Origin of the sequence: Symbiobacterium thermophilum IAM 14863 (assembly GCF_000009905.1) — a bacterium.
Lineage (GTDB): Bacteria > Bacillota > Sulfobacillia > Symbiobacteriales > Symbiobacteriaceae > Symbiobacterium > Symbiobacterium thermophilum.
Genome location: NC_006177.1, coordinates 737116 through 758840, shown reverse-complemented (window position 1 = coordinate 758840; position 21725 = coordinate 737116). Strand labels below are relative to the sequence as shown.

The following is a 21725-nucleotide window of genomic DNA, read 5'->3' as shown; positions in this document are numbered from 1 at the left end:
GGTTTTAGCCACCGTTTATCTCCCGTTGACCTGCGCCGAACCGGCCTGTGACCTTGGTCCGGCAGACTGGTCTGCGGAGGTGAACATCGCGATGGAAGTGATCCGTGCTGAGGGGCTTGTGCGCCGGTTCGGCCGGGTGGAGGCGGTGCGGGGCATCGACCTCTCCGTCCGCCGGGGCGAGTGCCTGGGCCTGCTGGGCCACAACGGCGCCGGCAAGAGCACCACCGTCCGGCTGCTGCTGGGGCTCCTGCGCCCCACCGCCGGCCGGGCGCTGGTCCTCGGCCTGCCGGCCGGCCACCCCTGGGTACACGCCCGGGTCGGCTACTCCCCCGAGACCCCGCGCTTCCACCCCTTCCTCACCGCCCGGGAGACCCTGGACTTTTTCCGCAAGCTCAGCGGCCTGCGCCCGGACCAGGCCGACCTGGATGGCATCCTGGACCTGGTGGGCCTTGCCGGGGCCGCCCGGGAGCGGGTGGGCGGCTTCAGCAAGGGCATGCTCCAGCGGCTGGCCGTGGCCCAGGCGCTGGTGGGCGATCCGGAGGTGCTCTTCCTGGACGAGCCGACCTCCGGCCTGGACCCTGCCGGCCGGGTGGCCATGCGGCGCCTGATCCGCCGCCTGAAGGAGGCGGGGAAGACCATCGTGCTTAACACCCACATCGTCAGCGACGCGGCCCAGGTCGCCGACCGGGTGGCGATCATGAAGGCGGGCCGGCTCGCGGCCGTGGAGCCGCCCGCCGGCGACCTGGAGGCCCGGTTCCTGGAGCTGATGGGAGGAGGTGAGGCCGATGTCGTTCACGCCTGACGAGGCACGGGGCACGCAGCCGGCGCCCGGTGCGGCAGGCGGGGCGCCGGTGCTGACCGTGGCGCTCAACGTCGTGCGGGAGACCCTGCGCAGCCGGGGGCTCTATGCCCTCACCGCCGTCGGCCTCCTCCTCATGTGCGTGGTGCTGATCAGCAGCCGCAGTTCGGTGCGGGATGCCGCGGGCAACGACCTGCTGGCTGACCCCGCCGGGGCGATGCGGGTCGGCTTCGCCATGGCCGGCTTCGTTGGGGCCGTCGTGACCGTGGTGCTCAGCATGAACACCCTGCCCCGGGAGTTCGAGCGGGGCACCGCCGAGCTGCTCCTGGTCCGGCCCCTTCCCCGTTGGCAGATCGGCGCGGGGTTCCTCCTTGGCAATGTTCTCAGCGGGTGGCTCTTTCTCCTGGTCCTGGCGGTGCCGCTCTTCCCGGCCCTGGTGGTGCGGGGTGGGTCGGACCTGGTCCCCGCACTGCTCCTCGCCCTGACCGGGCTCCTGCTCAACGCCGCCGCGGTCGCGGCGGTGACCACGCTCTGCTCGGTGTGGCTGCCCGCGCCCGCCGCCGGCTTTCTGGGGCTGCTCGCCTACGGGCTCGGCGCCTTCGGCCCCGAGCTCTCCGCCCTGGTGTCGCTCGCGGACGGCTGGTGGACCCCTCTCGCCCGCGCCGGGCTGGCGCTGCTGCCCCCGACGGGCGCAGTCGCGGCGTCGGTCCTGCGGCTCTTCGCCCCCGGCGGTGCGGTGGACCCCCGGCCGCTGCTGGGCGGGCTGCTCCACCTCTGGGCCGCCGGAGGGCTGACGGCGGCCGCCTTCGGGTGGCGGGAAGCGTCCCGCCGCATCGCCCTGGCCTGGCTGGGCGCAGGGATTCTGCTGGCGGCAGCCCTGGCGGGGGCGCCGGACCCGCTGGCCTGGACGGAAGAGGACGCCGCCCTGCTGGAGGCGGCCCTGCGGCGGGCCCGGGACGTGGCCGGGCTCTTCGACGGCTGGGAGCCCGAGTCGACCCCAATCCTGCTCACCAAAGGGCGGGTGAACTACCTGGTCAACTTCCCTGCCGGGGCCGAAGCTCCGCCCGGCACGCCCGTGGCAGCCGGAGCGCTGAAGGTGGTCCGGCTGCAGCGCCCGGAGATCCCCGTCGTGGCCAATGGCGTCTGGAAGGTCGGCGAGCAGCCCGTCGCCGTGGTGGCTGGCCGGCGGCTGCTGGACCAGGCGCTGGGCGGCCTGGAGGCCGGCGAGGAGCTCCTGGCGGGCGGCGAGGCCGGGCTCCTGAAAGGGCTTGTGGGCGCCCGGATCGGGGACGGGCTCACGGAGGACGAGTACGTGGGGGCGGTGGTGCACGAGCTGTTCCACGCCTACCAGATGCCCGTGGTCGAGGAGTGGACCGCCGGCTGGGACGAGGGCCATGCGCAGGAGAGGCTCTGGTATGAGCTCTACTTGGACGCGGAGAACAACCGGCTGCAGGCGCGGGAGGCGGAGCATCTGCGCGCGGCGGCGCAGGCGACCGGCGAGGCCGGCGTCCGCGCGGCCGTGCGGGCGTTCCTGGCGGTGCGGGACGCCCGGGCAGCGTACTGGCGGAGCCGGCTGGGTCCGGAGGCGGATCCGCTGCTGGAGGTGGAGCGGCTTTACGAGTGGCTGGAGGGACTGGCCCGCTACGTGCAGGCCCACGCGGAGGCGAACGGCCTGGACGCCCTGCTCGATGAACTCGCCGAGCCCATCGGCGAGGGCGGGACGCCCCGCTCCCGGGTCTACGCCCTCGGTGCCGCCCAGGCCCTCGCGCTGGACCGTCTGAGCCCGGGGTGGCGGCAGGAGGCGATGCAGGGCGTCAGCCTGGAGGCCCTGCTGCGGGCGGTGGCAGACTAAGGCGCCACGCCGCCTCGGCGTGGCGCCCGTCGCTCACTTGAACCCGCTGTGCATGAAGCTGCTGATGAACTGCCGCTGGAAGATGAGGAACAGCGCCAGCAGCGGCAGGATGACGATCACCGTGCCGGCCGTCACCAGGGCCCAGTCCGAGCCGCCCTCCACGGCCTTGGCGAACAGGGCCAGGCCCACGGTCAGCGGCCGGGTGTCCGGCGTGTTGGTGACGACCATCGGCCAGAAGAAGTTGTTCCAGTGGTAGCTCACCGAGACCAGCCCGTAGGCCACCAGCGTGGGCCGGGCGAGCGGGATGAACACGTGCCACAGCGTGCGCAGCGGCCCGCAGCCGTCCATCGCCGCCGCCTCCTCCAGCTCACGGGGTACCGGCCGGAACGTCTGGCGGAGCAGGAACGTGCCGAACGCGGAGGCCACGTACGGCAGCATCATCGCCAGATGGGTGTCGATCAGGTTCAGTCGGCGCATGGTGATGTAGTTGGGCATCGCCAGAGCCGCTTTGGATTGGCAAGTACTCATTCTACAACCCGCGCTCGACTACTCTTTCTTAATAGACTGTTCTGTATTTTTAACCGTCCGTTAACCGAAAGGGGACCGGGCCGTACCCCTCCGTCCCGGACCCCGCGGCAGGGGGAGCGGCAGGATTCGCATGCGCTCTCCCTGAACCTTCAAACAGAACCCCGGTTGGAGGGATACGGAATGAGCACCTGGCTGGACGGACGGATCGAGATCGTCACGGCCGACATCACGACGCTGCACGTGGACGTGATCGTCAACGCCGCCAACCCGAGCCTGCTGGGCGGCGGCGGGGTGGACGGCGCGATCCACCGGGCGGCGGGCCCGCAACTCCTGGAGGAGTGCCGCACCCTGGGCGGCGCCCGGCCCGGCGAGGTGAAGATGACCAAGGGATACCGGCTGCCGGCGAAGGCCGTCGCGCACGCGGTCGGGCCCATCTGGCGGGGCGGGAACCACGGCGAGGCGGAGACCCTGGCCTCCTGCTACCGACGCGCCCTGGAGCTGGCGGAAGCCGCCGGCTACCGCACCATCGCCTTCCCCTCCATCTCCACCGGCGCCTACGGGTACCCCATCGAGCAGGCGGCCCGGGTGGCCCAGGCGACGGTGAAGGCGTACCTGCTGGAGAACGACTCGCCGCTCAGGGTCACCTTCTGCTGCTACAGCCCCGGCGACACCCGGGTCTACGAGCAGGTGGCCGGGGAGATCCTGGGCGCTTCCTAGGCGGTCCGGCCGCTTTTTCGGCGGAGACAGTGTTGATCCTGGTCTGCGCGCACAGCGGGGAGGGCATCTGCCCTCCCCGCTCTCTATGTGGCCGCACCCCCGGCCGAGGCCGCCCGCACTCCGCCCGGCGGCTGCCCCCGGGGGGGCTGCTCCGCCAGCTGCCGCGCCAGGGCGAAGGCCCGGGCGATCGCATCTTCCCCGCCCACGGCCACCTGCAGGGTCAGGCGAAGGTGCGGCGGCGACCCGCTCAGGGCCGCCCCGGTCAGCCCGGGGATGTCGCATTCCGCGAGGGCCAGCGGCCGCCCCTCCCGCGGCGGTCGGGCGAACTCGGCGTGGATCACCACCTGGTCCCGTCGCCCCCGCAGCCGGTTCCAGGCCAGGGCCAGGGGGAAGTCGCGCGGCTCCAGCAGGCACAGGAGCCGGAACGCGGCAAGCGGCGCCAACGGCTCCGCCACCGCCACCTCAAAGGCCGAACGGCCGTGCCAGCGGACCGTGGCCCCCCGCCCCACGGCGCCGACCGCCTGCCTGACCGCGCCCAGGATCTGCGCGCCCCGCCGCCGGTTGAGCCACGCGCCCGCGAAGTACCAGACAAAGAAGACCCCGGCCACGGCGGCGACGATGATCTGCTCATGCCGCATGGGATCGCCTCCGGGAAACCATCAGTGCACGTGCGGGACCTCCTCGATGACCTCCCGCTCCTCCAGCTGCCGGTGCTTCCATCCGTCCAGCTCCGGCAGGACGAAAGGCAGGAGGCGCAGCCCGATGCTGGAGTTCATCAGCGGGATCCCCAGGAGCTCGCCGAAGAGGACCAGGTTCAGCACGTCGCTGTACTTGGCCCGTTCGTGCCGGAGCTCGTGATACCACTCGAAGAAGAGCAAGCCCCAGAAGAACTGCCGGACCTTCTCCCGCAAGGTGCGGGGCCGGGCGTGCAGCGGTGCGTGCTTCACCCACGGCTGGTGCCCGTGCCCGTGACCGCCGTGCTGTCCCCCCACCTCCATCACCTCCCCCTTCCAGTTCGGAAACGAGGGGGCGGATCCCTGCCGCGCAACACACTTTCATTGAAATATTGCCAATTCGGCAGGAATTGCTGCGAATGCGGACAATATATTGGACACGACTGACCATTTGCGCAACCGTCCCGGTTCTCGGGAGCCGTAGCGGAAAGGGGGGGTGCAGGGTCACCGGGAAAGAACGGCTTGCCCCAACGCGACAGGCGCCCAATCCAGTGAGAGGAGGTTGATGGAAGGATGAGCTCACCGGCCCTGTTCGTTCTGCTTGCGCTGGTTGCCTATGGCATCGCGTACTTCGGGTACGGCAAGTGGTTCGACCGGAACGTGTGGAAACCGGATCCCAAGCGGACGACGCCGGCCCACATGTATACGGACGGGGTGGAGTACTTCCCGGTCAGCAAGTACGTCCTGTGGGGTTACCAGTTCAAGAGCGTCGCCGCGCTCGGTCCCATCCTGGGTCCGTACATCGCCATCCAATACGGCTGGGCCCCGGCGCTGGCGTGGATCATCCTGGGCAACTTCTTCATCGGCTGGCTCCAGGACTACGGCGCCATCATGCTCTCCATCCGCAACCAGGGACGCTCTTTCGGACCCATCACCTACGAGTTCACCGGCAACACCGGCCGAAACACCCTCCTGGGCTTCATCCTGTTCTATCTCCTGATCATCTCCGCGACCTTCATCTACTTCATCGCCCTGTTCTGGCACACGTTCCCGTCCACCTTTGCGGCCACCGTCGGCATCCTGCTGGTCGGCGTGCTGGCCGGACAGATGCTCTACAAGATGCGGGCCAACGTGGTGACGGCCACGGCGCTGTCCATCGTCCTCATGGCCCTGGTCATCTGGGCCGCCGCCTCCTTCCCGTTCCTGCAGACGCCCCAGGGCGCCTGGCCGCCGAACCCCGCCCAGGGCGTGGAGGCGGGCGGCATCGCCGGCCCGTGGTCCCTGCTGATCTGGTGCATCGTCGCCTGCGTCGTCCTGTACCTCGCGTCGGTCCTGCCGCTGCCCACGTTCATCCAGCCGGTCAACTACGTCTCCTTCTTCCCCACCTTCCTGGCGGTGATCCTGATCCTCATCGGCGCCCTCGTCTCCAACTTCACCGGCGTCCGGCTGGAGCAGCCGGCCTGGATCGGCTTCAACCCCACCGGCAATAACCCGATGTGGCCACTGATGTTCGTGGCCATCGCCTGCGGCTCCATCTCGGGCTGGCACAGCCTGGTTTCCAGCTCTTCCACCGCCAAGCAGCTGGACATCGAGACCGACGCCCACCCGGTCGGCGCCGGCGCCATGCTCTCCGAGGGGCTGCTGGCCCTGGCCTCCCTGGCCGCCTACATGATCATCCCGCGGGAGCAGCTCACCGGCAACGTGGGCTCCTGGGTGGCCGGCGCCATCAAGTTCACCGCCCCGTTCCTGGGAGGCGAGGCCGCGGTGGGCTTCTTGCGGGCGTACTTCGGCGTGTGCCTCATCCTCTACGCCCTGACGGTACAGGCCCTGGTCACCCGCTTCTGGCGGCTGGTCTCCACCGAGGTCTTCCAGGGCCGACTGGCCATCCTGGGCCAGAAGCACGTCGCCACCTTCATCGGCCTGCTGATCCCGCTGGCCTTTGCGGCCACCGGCTCCTGGAACAACCTGTGGCTCTACTTCGGCGGCTCCAACCAGCTCCTCGCGGGCCTGGCGCTGATGCTCATCACCATCCATCTCGCCCGCGTGCAGGCGCCCACGGTCTACACCCTGATCCCGGCGACCTTCATGATGGTCACCACCATCACCGCCATCGGCTGGCAGGTGGTGAAGGTCTACCTCCCGGCCTTCCTGGGCACAACCCCCACGCTGGTGCAGTACCCGTTCAACCAGTACCCGGGGTTCAGCCGGGCCATGGACGGCATCTTCGTCCTGGTGGGGGTCGCGCTCTTCGTCCTGGGCCTGGTGATGGCCTACAAGACCTACTCGGCCTACGCCGAGGCCCGGCGGGGGCTGGGCTCCAGCCCGCGGGTCGCCACCAGCGGGGATTAGAACCTGACCGGGCTGCCCGGGCGTCCGCGGAGCCGCCCGGGCGGCCCCCATCACCGGAGGTGAAACGGGCTTGGCTGACAAGAAGGAGCAGAAGAAGGGCGGGTTTCTCACCGCCCTGAAGGGTGTGCTTTACGGCATGGCGAGCCACGGCAACGTGACCGCGGCCCTGCGCACCCGCATGCACATGGAGCACCTGTTCATGTTCATCACACTGGGCGACATGCTGGGCATCCCGGTGCTGCCGCCCTACTACTCGCTGCGGATCCTGCCGTACGCGGTGCCCAACATCGAGTCGTGGAAGCAGCGGGTCTTCCGGGAGCGCGACTTCACGGACGCCATCTACTAGACGTCGCCGCCCCCGAGGGGCGGTACGGAAAGTGAGGGGGCAAGAGACGTGCCGAAGGGCTTGGGTGCCTACTTTGAGCAGAACCCGGACGCCGAGATCGTCATCTTCGCCGGCAAGGGCGGGCTGGGCAAGACCACCAGCTCCTCCGGGCTGGCCTACTACATGTCCCAGGTGAAGAAGAAGCGGACCTTGCTCTTCTCCACGGACCCGCAGGCGTCGCTCTCCGACATCTTCGAGCGGAACATCTACGGTCAGGGCGAGGTGGAGATCCTGCCCAACCTGTTCGTGGTGGAGATCGACGCCGACCGCCGGGTAGCGGAGTACCAGCAGCAGGTGAAGCAGAAGATCATGGACATGTACGGGCTGGACGCGGTGCCCCGGGAGATCGAGGAGTACATCGACTCCACGTCGGCCGAGCCGGCCATGTACGAAAGCGCCACCTACGACGCCATGGCGGAGCTGGTGGCCAGGAAGGAGTACGACATCTACATCTTCGACATGCCGCCGTTCGGCCACGGGGTACGGATGGTGGCCATGGCCGACATCCTCTCCAAGTGGGTGGAGAAGATCACCGACGCCCGGGCGAAGGTGGCCGAGTACGACGCGGTGGCCGCGACGCTGAAGGGCGAGGCCGCCCGCGAAGACGAGGTCATGAAGGAGCTGATCGACATCCGCAACAAGATCAAGTCCTTCACCGACCTCCTGACGGCCAGGCGCCGGACGGCCTTCTTCATGGTGCTGATCCCGGAGCAGATGGCGATCCTCGACACCGAGCGGGCCCTGACGATGTTCGAGAACCTGGGGATCGAGATGTCCGGCCTGGTGGTCAACCAGGTCTATCCCGCCGAGCTGCTGCAGCAGGACGGCACCTCCGACTACCTGCGCAACCGGGTGGCGATGCAGCAGGAGCACCTGCGCACCATCGCCCAGAAGTTCGGCGACAAGGTGCAGGCGGTGGTCCCCATGTTCACCCGGGAGCCCAAGGGCATCGAGATGATCAAGACCGCGTCGGAGTACCTGATCAACTGCCAGGTGGAGTTGCCCGCCGTGCGGGGAGGTGTGGCGTGAGATGGCACAGACGCTGCGGGAGTTCCTGGACAGCCGGCCGAACCTGCGGTACATCTTCACCGGCGGCAAGGGCGGCGTCGGCAAGACCGTGACGGCCGCGGTGCTGGCCTACCAGTTCGCCCTGGAAGGCAAGAAGACGCTGGTGGCCTCCCTCAACCCCGTCCACTCGCTCACCTCGGTCTTCGGGCAGAACCTCTCCGGCGGCCAGTTCCGCCAGGTGGAAGGGGTGCCCAACCTGTGGGCGGTGGAGGTGGACGCCTCCGACGTGGTGGCCCGGTACCGGGAGAACATCGCCAAGCGCGTGCGGGAGTTCCTGAAGTACGCGGACATCCCCGTGGACGCCGGCCCCTTCGTCGACATCGCCGTCACCAACCCCGCCTTCGAGGAGTCGGCGATGTTCGACAAGATGATCGACGTCATGCTGAACGAGGCCCGGGACTTCGACCGCATCGTCTTCGACACCGCCGCGGTGGCCAACGCCATCCGGCTCATCGGTCTGTCGAAGATCTACGGCCTCTGGCTCAGCCGGATGATCCAGAGCCGCAAGGAGGCCCTGTCGCTGCGGGTGCAGCTCTCCTTCCGGAAGGAGAAGGTCGAGGAAGAGGTCCGCAAGGACCCGATGCTGGCGGACCTGCTGGACATGAACGACCGGTTCACCCGCGTGAAGAAGCTGCTGGTGGACCCGGAGGTGACGGCCTTCTTCTTCGTCACGCTGCCGCTGACGCTCCCCATCTCGGTGGTCAAGCGGTTCATCGAGCAGGTGCGGGCGTACGACATCCCGGTGGGCGGCGTGCTGGTCAACTCCTGCATCCGGGCCGACGAGGCCCGCCGGGCGGCCGGCGACGAGTACCTGCAGAACAAGTTCCGGGAGCAGATGGGCTACATGCAGGTCATCGAGCAGGACCTGGGTCCGCTGGTCCGCTCGTACATCCCGCTCTACAAGTCGGAGGTCCACGGGCTCGACGCCCTGAAGCAGGTGGCGCGCGACATGTTCGCCCCGGCCGACGCCGCCCTCTACATCGCCTAGAGCCATGCGGGAGCAGCTTCTCGCCGCCCGCAACCTGGTGATGGGCACCACCAACATCCTCCTCCTTGCCGTGCCCGACGGCTGGCGGGTGCTGGAGGGCCCCTCCCAGCCCGAGATCGACCGCTGGAGCGAGCGGGCGGACCAGCGCTGGATGAGCGAGGGGCGGGCGACCTACCGGCTGGTGGCCGTGGCGCCGGAGGCGCCGGAATTCGCCCGGGCCGAGGTGGAGCTGCGGCTCACCGCAACACCTTCCGCCCCGGACGTCCACGACGTTCGGCACCGGTTCACCACCGTGCGGCGGGGTCTGCTGCCCCGGCGGGAGGTGCCGGCGGCCGAGGTGGAAATCGACTGCCCGTTCACCGGCCGCCGGCTGCGGCTGGAGCTGAGCCCGGCGATGAGGGGCAACAGACCGACCGCCCGGCCCGAGGACCTGCAGCGGCTCGTCCACACCATGCTGGAAGGGCTCCGGTGCCACTGAGCACGCACGAGGCCCCTGTGGCGGATCGCTGCCACAGGGGCCTTGGCGCTTCGGTCGTCCCTCCTCTGCCCCGGTCGCGGGGCCGCAAGGCGAGGCGTTCACTCCTGGCGCAGCGCGTCCAGAACCTGTGTGCGCGCAGCCGTGCGGGCGGCGAACAGCGCCACCAGCACCGCGGTGAGCAGGCTAGCGCCTGCGACCGCGCCGACCAGCGGCATGGGGATCCAGATCGTCCAGCCGGCCGTGACGACCACCGACAGGTAGAGGAAGCTCAGGCCGGCAGCGAACCCGCTGATCAGGGCGCCCGCCGTCAGCAGCAGGTTCTCCGCCAGCACCATGCGGAACAGGAGCGGCACCGCGATGCCCGCGGCCCGCAGCGTCGCGTGCTCCCGCCGGCGGCCGTGCAGGCTGGCGGCCATCGTGTTCACCGTCGCCAGCAGGCCCATGAGCACCAGCACGCCCACGCCGGTGCTGAGGATCGCGCGCTGTCGGCGAGTCCGCTCGCGCAACGCAGCGCGCGCCTGCTCCTCGGTGCTCCAGGTGAGCTCGGGGATTTCGGCTTTGAGCGCGGTCAGTTCAGCCTCAACCAGTTCATACTGCTCCAACGGGAAGTTGATCAGCACCTTATCAAGTCTGTCGGCTTCCTCCCGCAGAGGGAGCTGGTCGTGATCCACCAGGATGTCGGTGTCCCACAGACCGGCCACTGGCTCCGGGATGACGGCCGCCACCCGCAGTTCGAACGGGTCGACCGTGATCGGAGGGAAGCGTTCACCGGCCGGTCCCGAAAGGCGGATCACGTCGCCCACCTGAAGCCCGGTCTGGCGGGCCATGGCGCGGGTGATCACCGCCCTCGGCCCCTCACCCAGCGCCTCGGGGGGAACCAGCCCCAGGTCGGCCAGCCCGTGCATGTCCACCGGCACGAGCGAAAGCCGCAGTCCCCCTCTCACCGTCTGGGACTCGGAAAACTCCGGGTCAACCGGATACTCCGACGCGTTGGCCCAGTCGGCCCCCACGTCCCAGCCCACGGCCGCGGCCTGTACCACACCCGGCAGTCCAACGATCTTCTCCCCCTTCTCCCAGGCGACCGTATCGATGTACGTGGCCACCACCAGGGGTGTGGGAAACTGAGCCCGCAGTGCCTGCGTCTGTTGCTCTTCATACGTGCGAACCAGGGTGAACCCCACGACGGCGGCGGCCAGAGCGCTCCCGATGATCACCGTGGTCCACCGGCCCTGACGCTGCAGGCTCTCGGCGTTCCGCAGGGCAAGGAGCAACACACGGCCCCGTCCCGCCAGGAGCGGCCGCATAACCAGCATCGCCAGCCGCAGAACGGGCCACACCAGGCTGAAACAGGCCGCCACCCCACAGAGGCCGCTGAGGAGCGCCAGGAACAGCAGCAGTTCCTCGTTTCTTCCCCCGGGAACCGCGGCGCCAAGGACCTGGAAGAGCAGGGCGCCCAGCAGCGCGGCGAGGGGCACCCACCACCGGAAAGGCGCCATCGCCTCGTCCACCTCGGTCTGCCGGGCCGCCTGGACAGGCGGCACCCGCGTCGCGCGCCGCACCGGAATCCAGACAGCAGCCACCTGCAGCCCCCAGCCGAGCAGGACGGCGGGCAGGAGCTCACCGATGGACGGTAAGGCCGTGACGAGCGGAACACCCAGGGCGGGGGAAAGGATCCGGCCGACAGCCGGAGCCAGCACTATCCCGGCCGCCGTCCCCGTCAGGGCGCCGAGTCCGCCGAGCAGGAGGACCTCGACCAGCAGCGCCCGGCGGGCTTGCTTCAGCGTCGCGCCAACCGCCCTCAACAGGGCGATCTCCTGGAGCCGCTCCCGCAGGGTGAACTGGGTCACGCCCACCACCAGAAGCGCGCTGACCAGCAGGGTCAGGCTGCCCGTCAGCAGGCCGAGGCTTCTGAGCCCGCCTGCGGTCCGCCGCGCCTCGTCCGCCTCGAAAGCCATGTCCACCGTGAGGTCACGGGCAACTCCAGGATGCCTGCGCTCGAGGGCCTCTTGAATGTCATCTGCCGTCTGAAGCTTGAGCCTGGGATCGATCAACCGGATGTAGAAGGCGGTGATGGCGCCTGGCTGTCCGGCGACATCCTGCATGGTCCGCAGGGAGAAGTAGGCGAGTTTGGGAGTGCCGGCACGCAGGGGCGGCGATACGATTTCGCCCACCCGGAACGTGCGGGGCTGATCGGGGAAGGGAAGGGTCACCGTCTGGCCCGCGGAGATCCCCATGTCCGCTGCCATCTGGTCGCTGACGAAGACCTCGTCATCCCCGACCGGACGGGGCAGCTTGAAGAGCTGCAGGGTCCCGGGATGCGGGGAGAGACCGACGTAGCGGATGGCCTGGTCGGTCTCGAAGGGGTCACCCGCGAACGGGAAGTAGGCGACGCCGACGTCGCGCACGCCGGCGATGGCCTCGATCTCCGCCAGGTCCTCAGGGCCGAACCAAGTCCGGCCGTCCATGGACCCCACCACCAGGTCGATGCCGCCAAACTCCTCCTGGATCCTGGCCTCGACCCCGGCCCGGGCCATGGAAGCCAGGCAGAGGACCGCCACGGTCAGCCCAACGCCCAGGGCGGCGCCGGCCACCGTCAGGGCAACCCGGCGCGGGCTGTGCCTCAGGGAGCGCCAGGCCAGTCCAGACGGCCGGACCATCATGAGGCCTCACCTTCCACCAGGTGCTGCAGCCTGGACAGGGTGTGCTGCACGCGCATGGATCGCGTCCAGTCGCGCCCCTGCTCCCATTCGTCCACGATGCGCCCGTCCCGGAGGTACACGACCCGGTCGGCCCGGGAAGCCGCGACGGGATCGTGGGTCACCAGGAGGACGGTCGTGCCCTGCTCCCGGCAGACCCGCTCGAGAAGGTCGAGCACCTGCAGCCCGTTGGCGGAATCGAGGTTGCCCGTCGGCTCGTCCGCCAGGAGCAGCGCAGGGTTGTGCACCAGCGCCCTGGCCACCGCAGTCCGCTGCTGCTCCCCGCCGGACAGCTCGTACGGATAGTGGTCACGCCGGTCCCAGAGGCCGACCCGCTTCAGCCATACCTCCGTCTCACGCTCCACGACGCTGGCGGGCGCGCCTTGCAGAATCAGCGGCAGCCCCACGTTCTCCCGCGCCGTCAGGCTGCGCACGAGGTTGAAGGACTGGAACACGAAACCGAGGCGGCGCCGGCGGAACTCGGTCGCCCCGGGCTCCCGGCCCCACTCGGGGACCAGTTGCCCCTCGAAGCGAATCTCGCCCCCAGTGGGCTGATCCAGCGCGCCGAGGATGTGCAGCAGCGTGGACTTGCCGGATCCGCTGGGTCCCATGATCGCCAGGAACTCGGACGGGTGCACCTGCACGTCGACGCCGCGGAGCACGGTCACTGGCAACCGTCCGCGCGCGTACTCCTTCGTAAGCGCCCGCGCTTCAAGCACCGGTACCATCAGAACACCTCGCCGTCTCTGAGTTTCCAGATATCCCCGTCAGCTCTGAGACTGCGCCACGGGTCGAGAGAACTTGCGTCCTGCTACCAGTACGCTCGGGCAAGGGAGAGACGCCTGTACTCACCATCTGGTCGCATCGGGTGGTCATGCGTTCAGACCCCAAGCGGCGGCAGGAGCCAGCGGCAGACTCCAGTGAGCAACCAGACGGAAGCCAAGCACAGCGATCCGCTCCAACACCCGGCCGGCCCGTGGTGAGAAGGTCTTCCATCAGCCAAGGGCATTCTTGCGCTGCAGGTCCCGCTTGCTGAATTCTATCATATATGGCCGAATTCTCAAATACGTCATACGGAATCTCTGTGGGCTTTCCCAGTGCCAGAGATGGACCGTGCAGCGTTGTATCCTCTCGGGCCACAGAGCCCAAGGGTTGCCTCACCTGCATGGACGGGCAGGCATCAGCTCGGCGATCGCCAGGGGGTAAGCGATCCTGTGCGCACCGGTGCGCAGAGGCGCAGGCACCGACCCACCGGACGGCCCGGTCCGGACGGTTGCGACGTCACACACGCCGGCGACGGCGTCGGAAAACCCGGTCGAAGGAGACCGAAGGGGCTGTCCCCCGCAGAATGATCTGCTCTGAGGACAGCCCCCGCTCTGCTTCCCCTGTTACAGTCTGAACCGCTCCACATCCGACTGCAGTTCCCTGACCGTGGTCAGGAGGCTCTGGGCCGTGGCCGCCACCTGCTCGGACGCGGCCGTCAGCTCCTCCACCGAAGCCGAGACCTCCTGGGCCGCGGCGGCGTTGGCCTGCGCGACCTCGGTGATCCTGGCCACCGATCCCGTCACCTCGTTGGCCCCCGCCGCCATCTCCTCCGCCGCGGCGGTGTTCTCCTCCGTCAGGGCCGCCACCTCGGTGAAGGTCTGCAGCACCTGTGCGGAGTCGCCCCTCACCCTTTCGGCGGCATCGGCGATGGTGGATACCGATTCGGCTGCCCGATGGAGGATATCCATGATGTCCTCCAGGGCCCGGCCCGCCTCCATCGCCAGCTGGTTGCCGGACCGGGCCCGGTCGGTGCCCTGTTCGGTCACCCGGACGGCCTCAGCGGTGGAGATCTGGATCTGCCGCACCAGCTCGGCAATCTCCCGGGATGAAGCCCCGGACTGCTCCGCCAGCTTCCGCACCTCGTCTGCGACCACGGCGAAGCCGCGGCCGTGCTCCCCGGCCCGGGCCGCCTCGATGGCCGCGTTCAGGGCCAGCAGGTTGGTCTGATCCGCGATGGTGGCGATGACCTCGGTGATCGCGCTGATCTGGTCCGAGTGACGCTCCAGCTCCCGGATGCGCGCCGCGGTCTCCCCCATCGCCTCGGCGATCTGCTGGATCTCGTAGAGGGCCCGCTGAAGGACCTCCGCCCCGACGGCCGCCTGCTCCACCGCCCCGCTGGCCCGGTCGGCGGTCGCCGCGGCGTCGGCCACCATGGCGTCCAGCCGCTCTGCCATCTCGTGCAGCAGCGTCGAGGCCCTCTTCGTCTCCCCGGCCGAACGGGTCGCGCCGGCGGCGATCTGCTGGATCGCCTCCTTCAGCTGCTCCATGGTCGCATCCACCTCTTGGGTGGCGCCGGCCTGCTCGGTTGCGCCGGCCGCGACCTGGGCGATCGCCTGGGCCACGCCCCCCGAGGCCTGGGCCGCACTCTCGGCCGCCGCGGAGAGCTCCTTCGCGGAATCCGTCAGGGCCTCGCTGCCGGTGCGGACCCGCCGCAGCACGTCGCGCATGTTGGCCAGCATCTGGTTGAACGCCCGGGCCAGCTCCCCCAGCTCATCCCGGTTGCGCACCTCCAGGGGCTCGACGGTCAGGTCGCCCTCCGCCATACGGGAGGCCATGTGGGCGATGGCCGTCACCGGGGTGGCAATCTGCCGGCCGAGGAAGGCGGCGATGGTCACTCCGGCGGCGGACGCGACGGCGGCCACGATCCACATGATGGTGCGGGCCCGCGCGGCCGAGCGGGACGCCTCTTCCGCGGCCAGCTCCGCCTGGGACTCGCCGGTATCCACGAACTGCGCCAGCAACTGCGACGTCTCCTCGCGCAGCGCTTCCATAGCGAGCCGGTCCACATCCGATCCTCTGAAGAAATCGGCCACCTCCGACCGGTAACGCTTGAAGTTCGCCTCAATGGTGGAGAGCGTTGCCTGGCTGGTCTCCAACTGGATCAGTTCCCACGACTCCCTGAGCGCCGCCTCCAGGCTGTCGGCGGCCCGGTTGAAGTCGTCCGCGTAATTGGCGTTGCGCGTCGCCATGAAGATCGACGCCGCCCGGACCATCTCGCTCCACTCGGCCTGCATGGTTCGACCCAGCAGCTGGACCCGCTCGACGCGGCTGACGTCCTCGTAGCGGGTCCGCATGTTGGTCATGCCGATCTGGCCGGTGACCACGACACCCATCAACAGGACGAGGATTGCCAGGAAGCCCAATTGCAACTTGACACGAACACTGATGTCTCTGATCTTCACCGAATGTCCCCCTCGCCTGACAGGGATATGGACAGCTAGGATACAGGGTGCCATCCTGAACTTCCAAGGTAGCACAACAGGGTCCGCCGACCTCTCGGCCAAGTGGGCGAAATCTAGCCGACCCGATCTGCACATCGGACATCGGGCTTAATCCATGAGGTTAGTAGTGAAGAGAACTAGTCATGGACTACCATATGAGACAAAAGACTCGGTCGTGGAATTATTGTAACCAGGAAATCCGCGCCAATCAACGCCGGAGAAGAAGAATGATGACGATCACCCGCAGAGCCCACGGCGGCCGACCTCTTCGCCCGGCTGCAGTCCGTTCAGAACGAACTCGGCGCACGCCACTCCTTCACCACCATCAGCGCCATGGGCATCCGGATCGCGGGCAACCTCCTGACGGCCGATGGCATGGACTGCACCAGACCCTCCCCGCTCGCGCCTTGGCGGTTGACCGACGATGGACACGGTCTGCCGGGAAACGGACTGTACAAACGGTCGGCCACCGTGTACGGTTAAGCTCTGAGGGAGACGAAGGAGGCTGTGCCCATGTCGGCTGTACCCGAGTCTGCAAAGGTCGTGCGCCAGGTTGCCACCTCCGGGGTTCTGTCGGCCCTGGCGGTGGTCCTGGCGCTGGTCATCCGTTTCCCGTTGCTTCCCGCGGCGCCGTACCTGATCTACGAACCCAGCGATGTGCCCCTGCTTCTCGCCGCCTTCCGGCTCTCGCCGCTCTGGGTGACGGGCATCTCGGCCGCGGTGGCGGTGGTCATGGGGCTGACCGGCAGCGGAGGTCTCATCGGCATGACCAGCCGGTTCGTCGGCAGCGCCGCGCTGGGGCTGACGGCCGCCGTGGTCTACCAGCGGGTGGCCGCGCGCGGGAGAGGCAAGGTCGTCAGCGTCGTGGCCGGAGTGGTCGTCTACACCCTCGCCGAGGTCGCCCTGACGCTGATCCTCGGGCCGCTGTTCTTCGGCGACCTGCAGACGGCCCTGGCGATGATCCTGCCGGTGGTGGTGCCTTTCAACCTGATCAAGGGCGGGCTCAACGGTGTGGCCGCGCTGCTGGTGGACACAGGCGTAAGCGTCTGGACAGGACGGTCTTCCCGGGCGGAGTAAAGAGCCAGCTCCAACCAACCGCGTCGGCGCGGGTCCCGACGCGAAACCCCGATCGCGGAACACGCGTCCGCACCGTCGGCTGGCACCCGGCGTCTGATTCCGGGCAGGAGCGTGGACATGCATGCGGTGACCAGGTCCGGGCGTGCAACCCGCCCGCGCCCTGGGGCTCACCCTGGGAGGGCTGCCGGCATCCGGCCAAGGGAGGCGCAACGACATGGGTACTCAAATCCGATGGACGGGCCGGGTGGTCTCCGGCCTGGGCGTCGCTGCCCGGTGGACGACGCTGGACTGGTTCCGGGCGGCCATCGAGCGGCTCTTTGGCTTCAAACCGGTGCCGGGGACGCTGAACGCGATAGCTGAGGGCGATCGGCAGGAACTTGACCGGTTGCTGCTCACGGCCGGCACCGTGTTGGTCCCTCCTGCGGAGGACATCTGCTGTTCGCTCGTCCTTCCGGCCCATGTTGCCAGGGGCGTCCGGTCGCATCCGGTAGTTTTGCTCCGACCCATGGTGTACGGGTACAACCCCGCGCAGGTGGAGTTTCTGGCACCGGTGCGGTTGCGTGAGGCGCTGGAACTGCGCGATGGGGACGAGATCGTCATCACGATCGGGGACAACGCTCCTGCGCAGAAGTGGATCGCTGCAGACTCCAGCAGGGCACGCTCCGATTGGGCAACATCGCGCCCATCCCGACAGTGACGTGTCACGGACAACGCCCTGCATTCCTGGGCACACGTGAAAAGCGTGCAAGGCCAACGTGAACGCAACCGTGCAGCAGACACCCCGGCGGGGAAGGCAAGGGCTTCTCCGCCGGGGTGACCTGTTTCCGCGCCGATTGAGTCTGGCCCCAACCGGTGCGTGCGCGAGTGCGGGTCACACTCCCATCCTGGGTTCACGCTCACGCTTTGAGGAGGTGTCGTAGACGGCAACGACTTCCGTTACGCGGCTCAGCGTCACGCGCGTGGGGATGCCTCAGCACCGGAAGCCAGGGAGAAAGGAGGGGCGACCGAAAAGCCGAATTATGACTCTTGAGTGGTTATACTGTCGCATTCGCCCTGGCGGAGAACATCGAACGGGATCAGGCAGGCCTGGACTCTGTGGGTACGGCTGTCGGCCTGAGCCGCACCGTGAGGAATGTGGACCGTTGGTTTTTCGCGCTCGATCCCCACACCCAGCCGACCGAAGCGGCCAACCGTATGGCCATCCGCAGTCAAAGGCCGGGCTGGGAGAGCAGGCGCAGCGGCTTGCGGGACGCCATCCGCAGGCCGGTAGGTCATGCGGGCGCACACCGCCCATCGCGGTGAGACGCTCCGGCACCGCATAGATCCCGCGCTGTATCGGACGGCGAGGAACTCCCCCACCGATCCGACCACGCTGCAGGACCTGTTCCGCCTGTTTGTGCGGAGGGCACAGGCGCGGAATGAGGCCATATGTTCAACACGCAAGCCTTTTGTCAACTCGCACTGGCCAACTGGCGTGAGTTGCTTCGGGATTTCAAGATGATGATCTACATCTTCGTTCCCCCGTTGCTTCTCATGCTCGTGTTCCCATTTATCGCGTTCCTGATGAACGAGGAAGACGGGCTCATCACACTCGTTCTCCCGGCCGATGCCACCCAGGCCGTACACGCCCTGGCAGCGGAACTTCAAGGTCTCCAGAATGTCACATTTGAACTGGTCGACGCGGGCGAAGGAATGCGTCGCAAGGCAAGCAGCGAGTTCGAAGCCCTGGTCTTTCTGCCGTCCACCATCTGGCAGCGTCGTCATCGAGACGCCCGTGGGCAGCGACGTCCGCGTGCGTGCGATCAAGGTGGCCCTGGAAGAGGCTGCACGTGCGGCCGGAATCCGCGCCCTCTCCGTCAGCGACAGCGGTGACTTCTTCGCAGATCCCCTGCGCTACGGCATGGTGGGCGCCCTCGTCTACGCGCTGGCCTCCCTGGGCCTGTTCGGCGTGGCTATGCCCATCATCGCCATGCGCCAGCAAGGTATCCTCCGCCTCATGCGCACCACTCCCGTCACCCGGCTGACCTTCGTGCTTGCCCAGGTGCCCGCACGGCTGATCCTCGGCATGGCACTGACCCTGTGCGCCCTGCTGGCCGCATGGGCGTTGTGGGATGTCACCCTGCCGCAGCTGGCCGCAGCCCTCGGCACGTCGGTGCTGGGCTTCTGGATGAGCGCCGCCTTCGGCTACCTGGTCGGAGGACTCGGTGGCCGTCACGGTTGGTGGTGACGTACGTCAGCCACTGCTTGGCCGGGCAGCGGTAGGCATCCCGTGAAGCGTCATACTTGAAGCGCTACTTGCCCATCAGTTCCTTGGGCGAAGGGTGACGGCGATGCGCTACCGCAGCCTGAATCCCTCGCTTGGACAGCAGGTGCAGAACCTCCAAGGTGTTGTACCCGGCATCGACTCCAACCTTCTCGACCTTCAGCCCGTGCCGGTCAACACGGGAAAGGCACGTGGGGTAAACCTGGGCGTCGGTCATCGCCGCCGACGTGACGAGCACGTCGAGGATGAAGCCGTGGCGACCATCGACGGTGCGGTGCTGCAGGTAGTGAAACCCGTCAGGCTTCCCCTCACGGCGAAGCATCGCCGCTTCCGGGTCCGTCAGGCTGACCGTCATCTCGTCAACCGACAGATCCGGCTGCGGGTCTTCTTTGCGTTCGGGCAAGGGCTTCAGCCCGTGGGCCTCGCGGTCAGCGTTCACTGCGGCCAGTAAGCCATCCTCCGTATCATCATTTGCCGCACACTCTTCCCGTTCGGCCCGACGAGCCGCCAGGTGCCGTTCCCGGGCTCTGGCGATGTCCTCCAGGGTAACGCCTTTCGTACCTTCTTTGGCAATCCGACGCTTGTTGGCGTTTGCCTTCAGGTGGCTGGAATCGGTGAAGATCATGCGACCATCGATGTATCCGGCATCAATGGCCTGCTTGACGACATGGTCGAACAGTTCCTCAAACAGGCCGGAGTCCTTCCACCGACGGCTGTAGTTCTTACCTGGCGTGGTGAAGTGCGGGACCGGATCGGTAAGCCCCAACCCCAAGAACCAGCGGTAGGCGACGTTGACCCGGATCTCCTCGACCAATCGCCGATCCGATCGGATGCCGAAGAGGTATGCGATGAGCTCCATCTTCACCAGCACTACTGGATCGATGGCCGGTCGCCCCCGGTCGCTGTAGAACCTGGCCGTGCGTTCCCGGATGAAGTCAGTATCAAGTATCGCTTGGATCTTCCGGAGCAAATGATCTTGGGGCACCAAGTCTTCGATCAGCACGAGCTCATACTTGCGCTGAGCATGTCCATGTTCCCGAAGCACCGCATTCACCACCGCCAGATACTGCTTATGTTGCCATTGTACAACAAAATCCGGGCACCCGCGAGGGGTTACCCGGATTTTGTCTTCAACCCGACTGCGCCTGGGTCGACCCAGGCGCAGGGGGGTTTTAGTATCGTTTCAACAACCACTAACCCGGCCCCACCGACAACAGGCCGTAGCCGTACGCCTTTCCCGGACCGATTCCCCGTTCCAGCGCCTCCCGGAACCTCCCCGCATCCCGTACCACCAGGCGGCCCTCGAACAACACGCCCTGGAAGGTACGCCCGGTGGTGTAGCTCCGCACCCGTTCACTGGCCCCGGCGGCGGCCACCGTCGCCTCCAGGAGTTCGAAGCCATGCTCCCGGGCCTTCCTCTCCATCCACCCGAGCTGCGCGTCCAACCCGGACAGCGGCACGCGCCGGCCGTTACGCTTCTCCCCATTCGGCCCCGACTTCGTGTCGATCTTGCGCGTCGGGTTCGCCCGCAACCGGAATCGGAGCACTCGCCCCTCCCGGATACGGGCATAAGCCTCATCCACCCGCTTGACCGCAGGATTGGGCAATCCATCAGCCGGGGTCAAGTAACCGGCAGGGAGCCGCCCCCAGTCGGGCTCCACCCGCGACTGCACATAGAGGAGGACCTGCCCGCTGTACCGGTTCAGCTCCAGCCGGTACAGAACCCCGAAGTACGCCCGGGCCTCCACCTCAGGATCCAGCACATCGGGAAAGGCCGACATCACCCGCTGGTGCAGCGCCTGCACGTCCCGGAGGTCGCGCTGTACTGCCGCCGAAGCTGGGTTCAGGCGTAAGAGAGAAAGATACACTCGCTCCACCTCCTACGTCCCGGCCTCGTCAGGCAGGTCAATCGAGTAACTGCACACATAGCGAATGCCGAACAACCGGCGGGCAAAGTCGAGCGGCACATCCATCCGCACTTCGCCAGATGGTTCTGCCTGGTCGACCACCACCCGCACCCGCTCCTGTCCGGATACCACCAAGGGCGGGTACTGCGCCAGCACCGTCTCCAGACCGCCTTCCCGCAGCCCGTCCGGCAGGAAGATCGGCGACGAGGGGACGTAGGACTTCCGGCCCAGGTACAGGGGCCACACCGGTTCCCGCAGGGCGACGTGCAATCGCTCCAGCAGCGCCCGATTCCCGCTTTCCAGGCCCACGAGGAAGGCCGCATCTTCCAGATAGTAGCGCCAGCTCATTACCGAATCTGGCTTGCTCCCATCCGCCTTGGCGACACCGTAAGGGCGGGTGCCCAATCGTCCACCGCCGGCAGTCTGGAAATCCACGCCAACTCGGCCCGGCGCGTCGATGCGCACGCCCATCCGCAGTCTCGCCAGTTCCGCCAGCGAGGGCCAACGTCCACCATCTTCCGGCCGCTCCTCCCGCGGCTTGCCCAGGGCAGCGCACAGAATGCCGATCACGCCCGACTTGGACGGCTCCATCCCGGTATCCCGTTCGGTAAACCGGCTGGCGGTTCCCCACGACTGCATGGGGCCTGCCAGTCGCAGGAGCAGCGTGTACATATCCAC

The 21725-nt window shown here is 67.9% G+C and carries 19 protein-coding genes and 1 pseudogene; 11 read left to right on the top strand and 9 right to left on the bottom strand.

Annotated features, from left to right (window positions below):
• Window positions 1-91 precede the first annotated feature (91 nt).
• Both STH_RS03530 and STH_RS16875 read left to right on the top strand, forming a co-directional pair.
• On the top strand, window positions 92-802 hold the full coding sequence (locus STH_RS03530) for an ABC transporter ATP-binding protein (RefSeq protein WP_011194822.1): 711 nt from the start codon (window positions 92-94) through the stop codon (window positions 800-802).
• Window positions 786-2651: an ABC transporter permease gene (locus STH_RS16875; RefSeq protein WP_011194821.1), complete on the top strand. Its 1866-nt coding sequence runs from the start codon at window positions 786-788 to the stop codon at window positions 2649-2651. The genes STH_RS03530 and STH_RS16875 overlap by 17 nt, the downstream gene beginning before the upstream one ends.
• 33 nt (window positions 2652-2684) lie before the next feature.
• Here the strand turns inward: STH_RS16875 and STH_RS03520 are convergent, their stop codons facing one another.
• On the bottom strand, window positions 2685-3146 hold the full coding sequence (locus tag STH_RS03520; RefSeq protein WP_050742093.1) for a carbohydrate ABC transporter permease: 462 nt from the start codon (window positions 3144-3146) through the stop codon (window positions 2685-2687).
• A 213-nt stretch (window positions 3147-3359) separates the two neighbouring features.
• Between STH_RS03520 and STH_RS03515 the strand changes: the two genes are divergently transcribed.
• Window positions 3360-3896 (top strand): O-acetyl-ADP-ribose deacetylase, encoded by a 537-nt coding sequence (locus tag STH_RS03515; protein WP_011194819.1) that lies wholly within the window; start codon window positions 3360-3362, stop codon window positions 3894-3896.
• 83 nt (window positions 3897-3979) lie between these two features.
• On the opposite strand, the gene STH_RS03510 is transcribed toward STH_RS03515, so the two are convergent.
• Both STH_RS03510 and STH_RS03505 read right to left on the bottom strand, forming a co-directional pair.
• Window positions 3980-4534 carry a hypothetical protein gene (locus STH_RS03510; RefSeq protein WP_011194818.1) on the bottom strand — a complete coding sequence of 185 codons (555 nt, stop codon included), beginning with the start codon at window positions 4532-4534 and terminating at the stop codon, window positions 3980-3982.
• A gap of 21 nt (window positions 4535-4555) precedes the next feature.
• Window positions 4556-4894, bottom strand: a complete 339-nt coding sequence (locus STH_RS03505) for a hypothetical protein (RefSeq protein WP_011194817.1) — start codon at window positions 4892-4894, stop codon at window positions 4556-4558.
• 249 nt (window positions 4895-5143) lie between these two features.
• Between STH_RS03505 and STH_RS03500 the strand changes: the two genes are divergently transcribed.
• The 5 genes from STH_RS03500 to STH_RS03480 all read left to right on the top strand — a co-directional run bounded on the left by STH_RS03500 (window position 5144) and on the right by STH_RS03480 (window position 9838).
• Window positions 5144-6919, top strand: coding sequence for a carbon starvation CstA family protein (locus STH_RS03500; RefSeq protein ID WP_011194816.1), 1776 nt, complete (start codon window positions 5144-5146; stop codon window positions 6917-6919).
• 70 nt (window positions 6920-6989) lie between these two features.
• Window positions 6990-7265, top strand: coding sequence for a hypothetical protein (locus tag STH_RS03495; protein WP_011194815.1), 276 nt, complete (start codon window positions 6990-6992; stop codon window positions 7263-7265).
• 48 nt (window positions 7266-7313) lie between these two features.
• A complete protein-coding gene (locus STH_RS03490) occupies window positions 7314-8333 on the top strand; it encodes an ArsA family ATPase (RefSeq protein ID WP_011194814.1) in 1020 nt (339 codons plus the stop codon).
• A 1-nt stretch (window position 8334) separates the two neighbouring features.
• The gene (locus STH_RS03485) at window positions 8335-9360 is read left to right on the top strand and encodes an ArsA family ATPase (RefSeq protein ID WP_043713244.1); all 1026 of its coding nucleotides are present in this window, start codon (window positions 8335-8337) and stop codon (window positions 9358-9360) included.
• A gap of 4 nt (window positions 9361-9364) precedes the next feature.
• Window positions 9365-9838, top strand: a complete 474-nt coding sequence (locus STH_RS03480) for a hypothetical protein (protein ID WP_011194812.1) — start codon at window positions 9365-9367, stop codon at window positions 9836-9838.
• Between the two features lie 98 nt (window positions 9839-9936).
• On the opposite strand, the gene STH_RS03475 is transcribed toward STH_RS03480, so the two are convergent.
• The 3 genes from STH_RS03475 to STH_RS03465 all read right to left on the bottom strand — a co-directional run bounded on the left by STH_RS03475 (window position 9937) and on the right by STH_RS03465 (window position 15761).
• Entirely contained in the window at window positions 9937-12495 is a 2559-nt protein-coding gene (locus STH_RS03475) for an ABC transporter permease (protein ID WP_011194811.1), read from the bottom strand.
• Window positions 12495-13262 carry an ABC transporter ATP-binding protein gene (locus STH_RS03470; protein WP_011194810.1) on the bottom strand — a complete coding sequence of 256 codons (768 nt, stop codon included), beginning with the start codon at window positions 13260-13262 and terminating at the stop codon, window positions 12495-12497. Before STH_RS03470 ends, STH_RS03475 begins: the two co-directional genes overlap by 1 nt.
• A 660-nt stretch (window positions 13263-13922) precedes the next feature.
• Window positions 13923-15761: a methyl-accepting chemotaxis protein gene (locus STH_RS03465; protein ID WP_011194809.1), complete on the bottom strand. Its 1839-nt coding sequence runs from the start codon at window positions 15759-15761 to the stop codon at window positions 13923-13925.
• Window positions 15762-16313: 552 nt separating this feature from the next.
• On the opposite strand from STH_RS03465, the gene STH_RS03460 reads away from it, so the two are divergent.
• The 3 genes from STH_RS03460 (at window position 16314) to STH_RS19840 (ending at window position 19104) form a co-directional block, all read left to right on the top strand.
• A complete protein-coding gene (locus tag STH_RS03460; RefSeq protein WP_043713240.1) occupies window positions 16314-16877 on the top strand; it encodes an ECF transporter S component in 564 nt (187 codons plus the stop codon).
• A 214-nt stretch (window positions 16878-17091) separates the two neighbouring features.
• Window positions 17092-17574 (top strand): DUF120 domain-containing protein, encoded by a 483-nt coding sequence (locus STH_RS03455; protein WP_043713237.1) that lies wholly within the window; start codon window positions 17092-17094, stop codon window positions 17572-17574.
• Window positions 17575-18483: 909 nt separating this feature from the next.
• Window positions 18484-19104 carry an ABC transporter permease gene (locus STH_RS19840; protein ID WP_011194804.1) on the top strand — a complete coding sequence of 207 codons (621 nt, stop codon included), beginning with the start codon at window positions 18484-18486 and terminating at the stop codon, window positions 19102-19104.
• Here STH_RS19840 and STH_RS03445 read toward each other — a convergent pair.
• From STH_RS03445 to cas5e, 3 genes and pseudogenes are all read right to left on the bottom strand, one after another.
• Window positions 19070-20197: pseudogene (locus tag STH_RS03445) on the bottom strand (IS1182-like element ISSyth2 family transposase); the annotation flags it as partial. The gene STH_RS19840 and the pseudogene STH_RS03445 sit on opposite strands and share 35 nt — an antisense overlap.
• A 136-nt stretch (window positions 20198-20333) precedes the next feature.
• Entirely contained in the window at window positions 20334-21008 is a 675-nt protein-coding gene (gene cas6e, locus STH_RS03440) for a type I-E CRISPR-associated protein Cas6/Cse3/CasE (RefSeq protein WP_011194802.1), read from the bottom strand.
• Between the two features lie 12 nt (window positions 21009-21020).
• The gene (gene cas5e / locus STH_RS03435) at window positions 21021-21719 is read right to left on the bottom strand and encodes a type I-E CRISPR-associated protein Cas5/CasD (protein WP_011194801.1); all 699 of its coding nucleotides are present in this window, start codon (window positions 21717-21719) and stop codon (window positions 21021-21023) included.
• Window positions 21720-21725 lie beyond the last annotated feature (6 nt).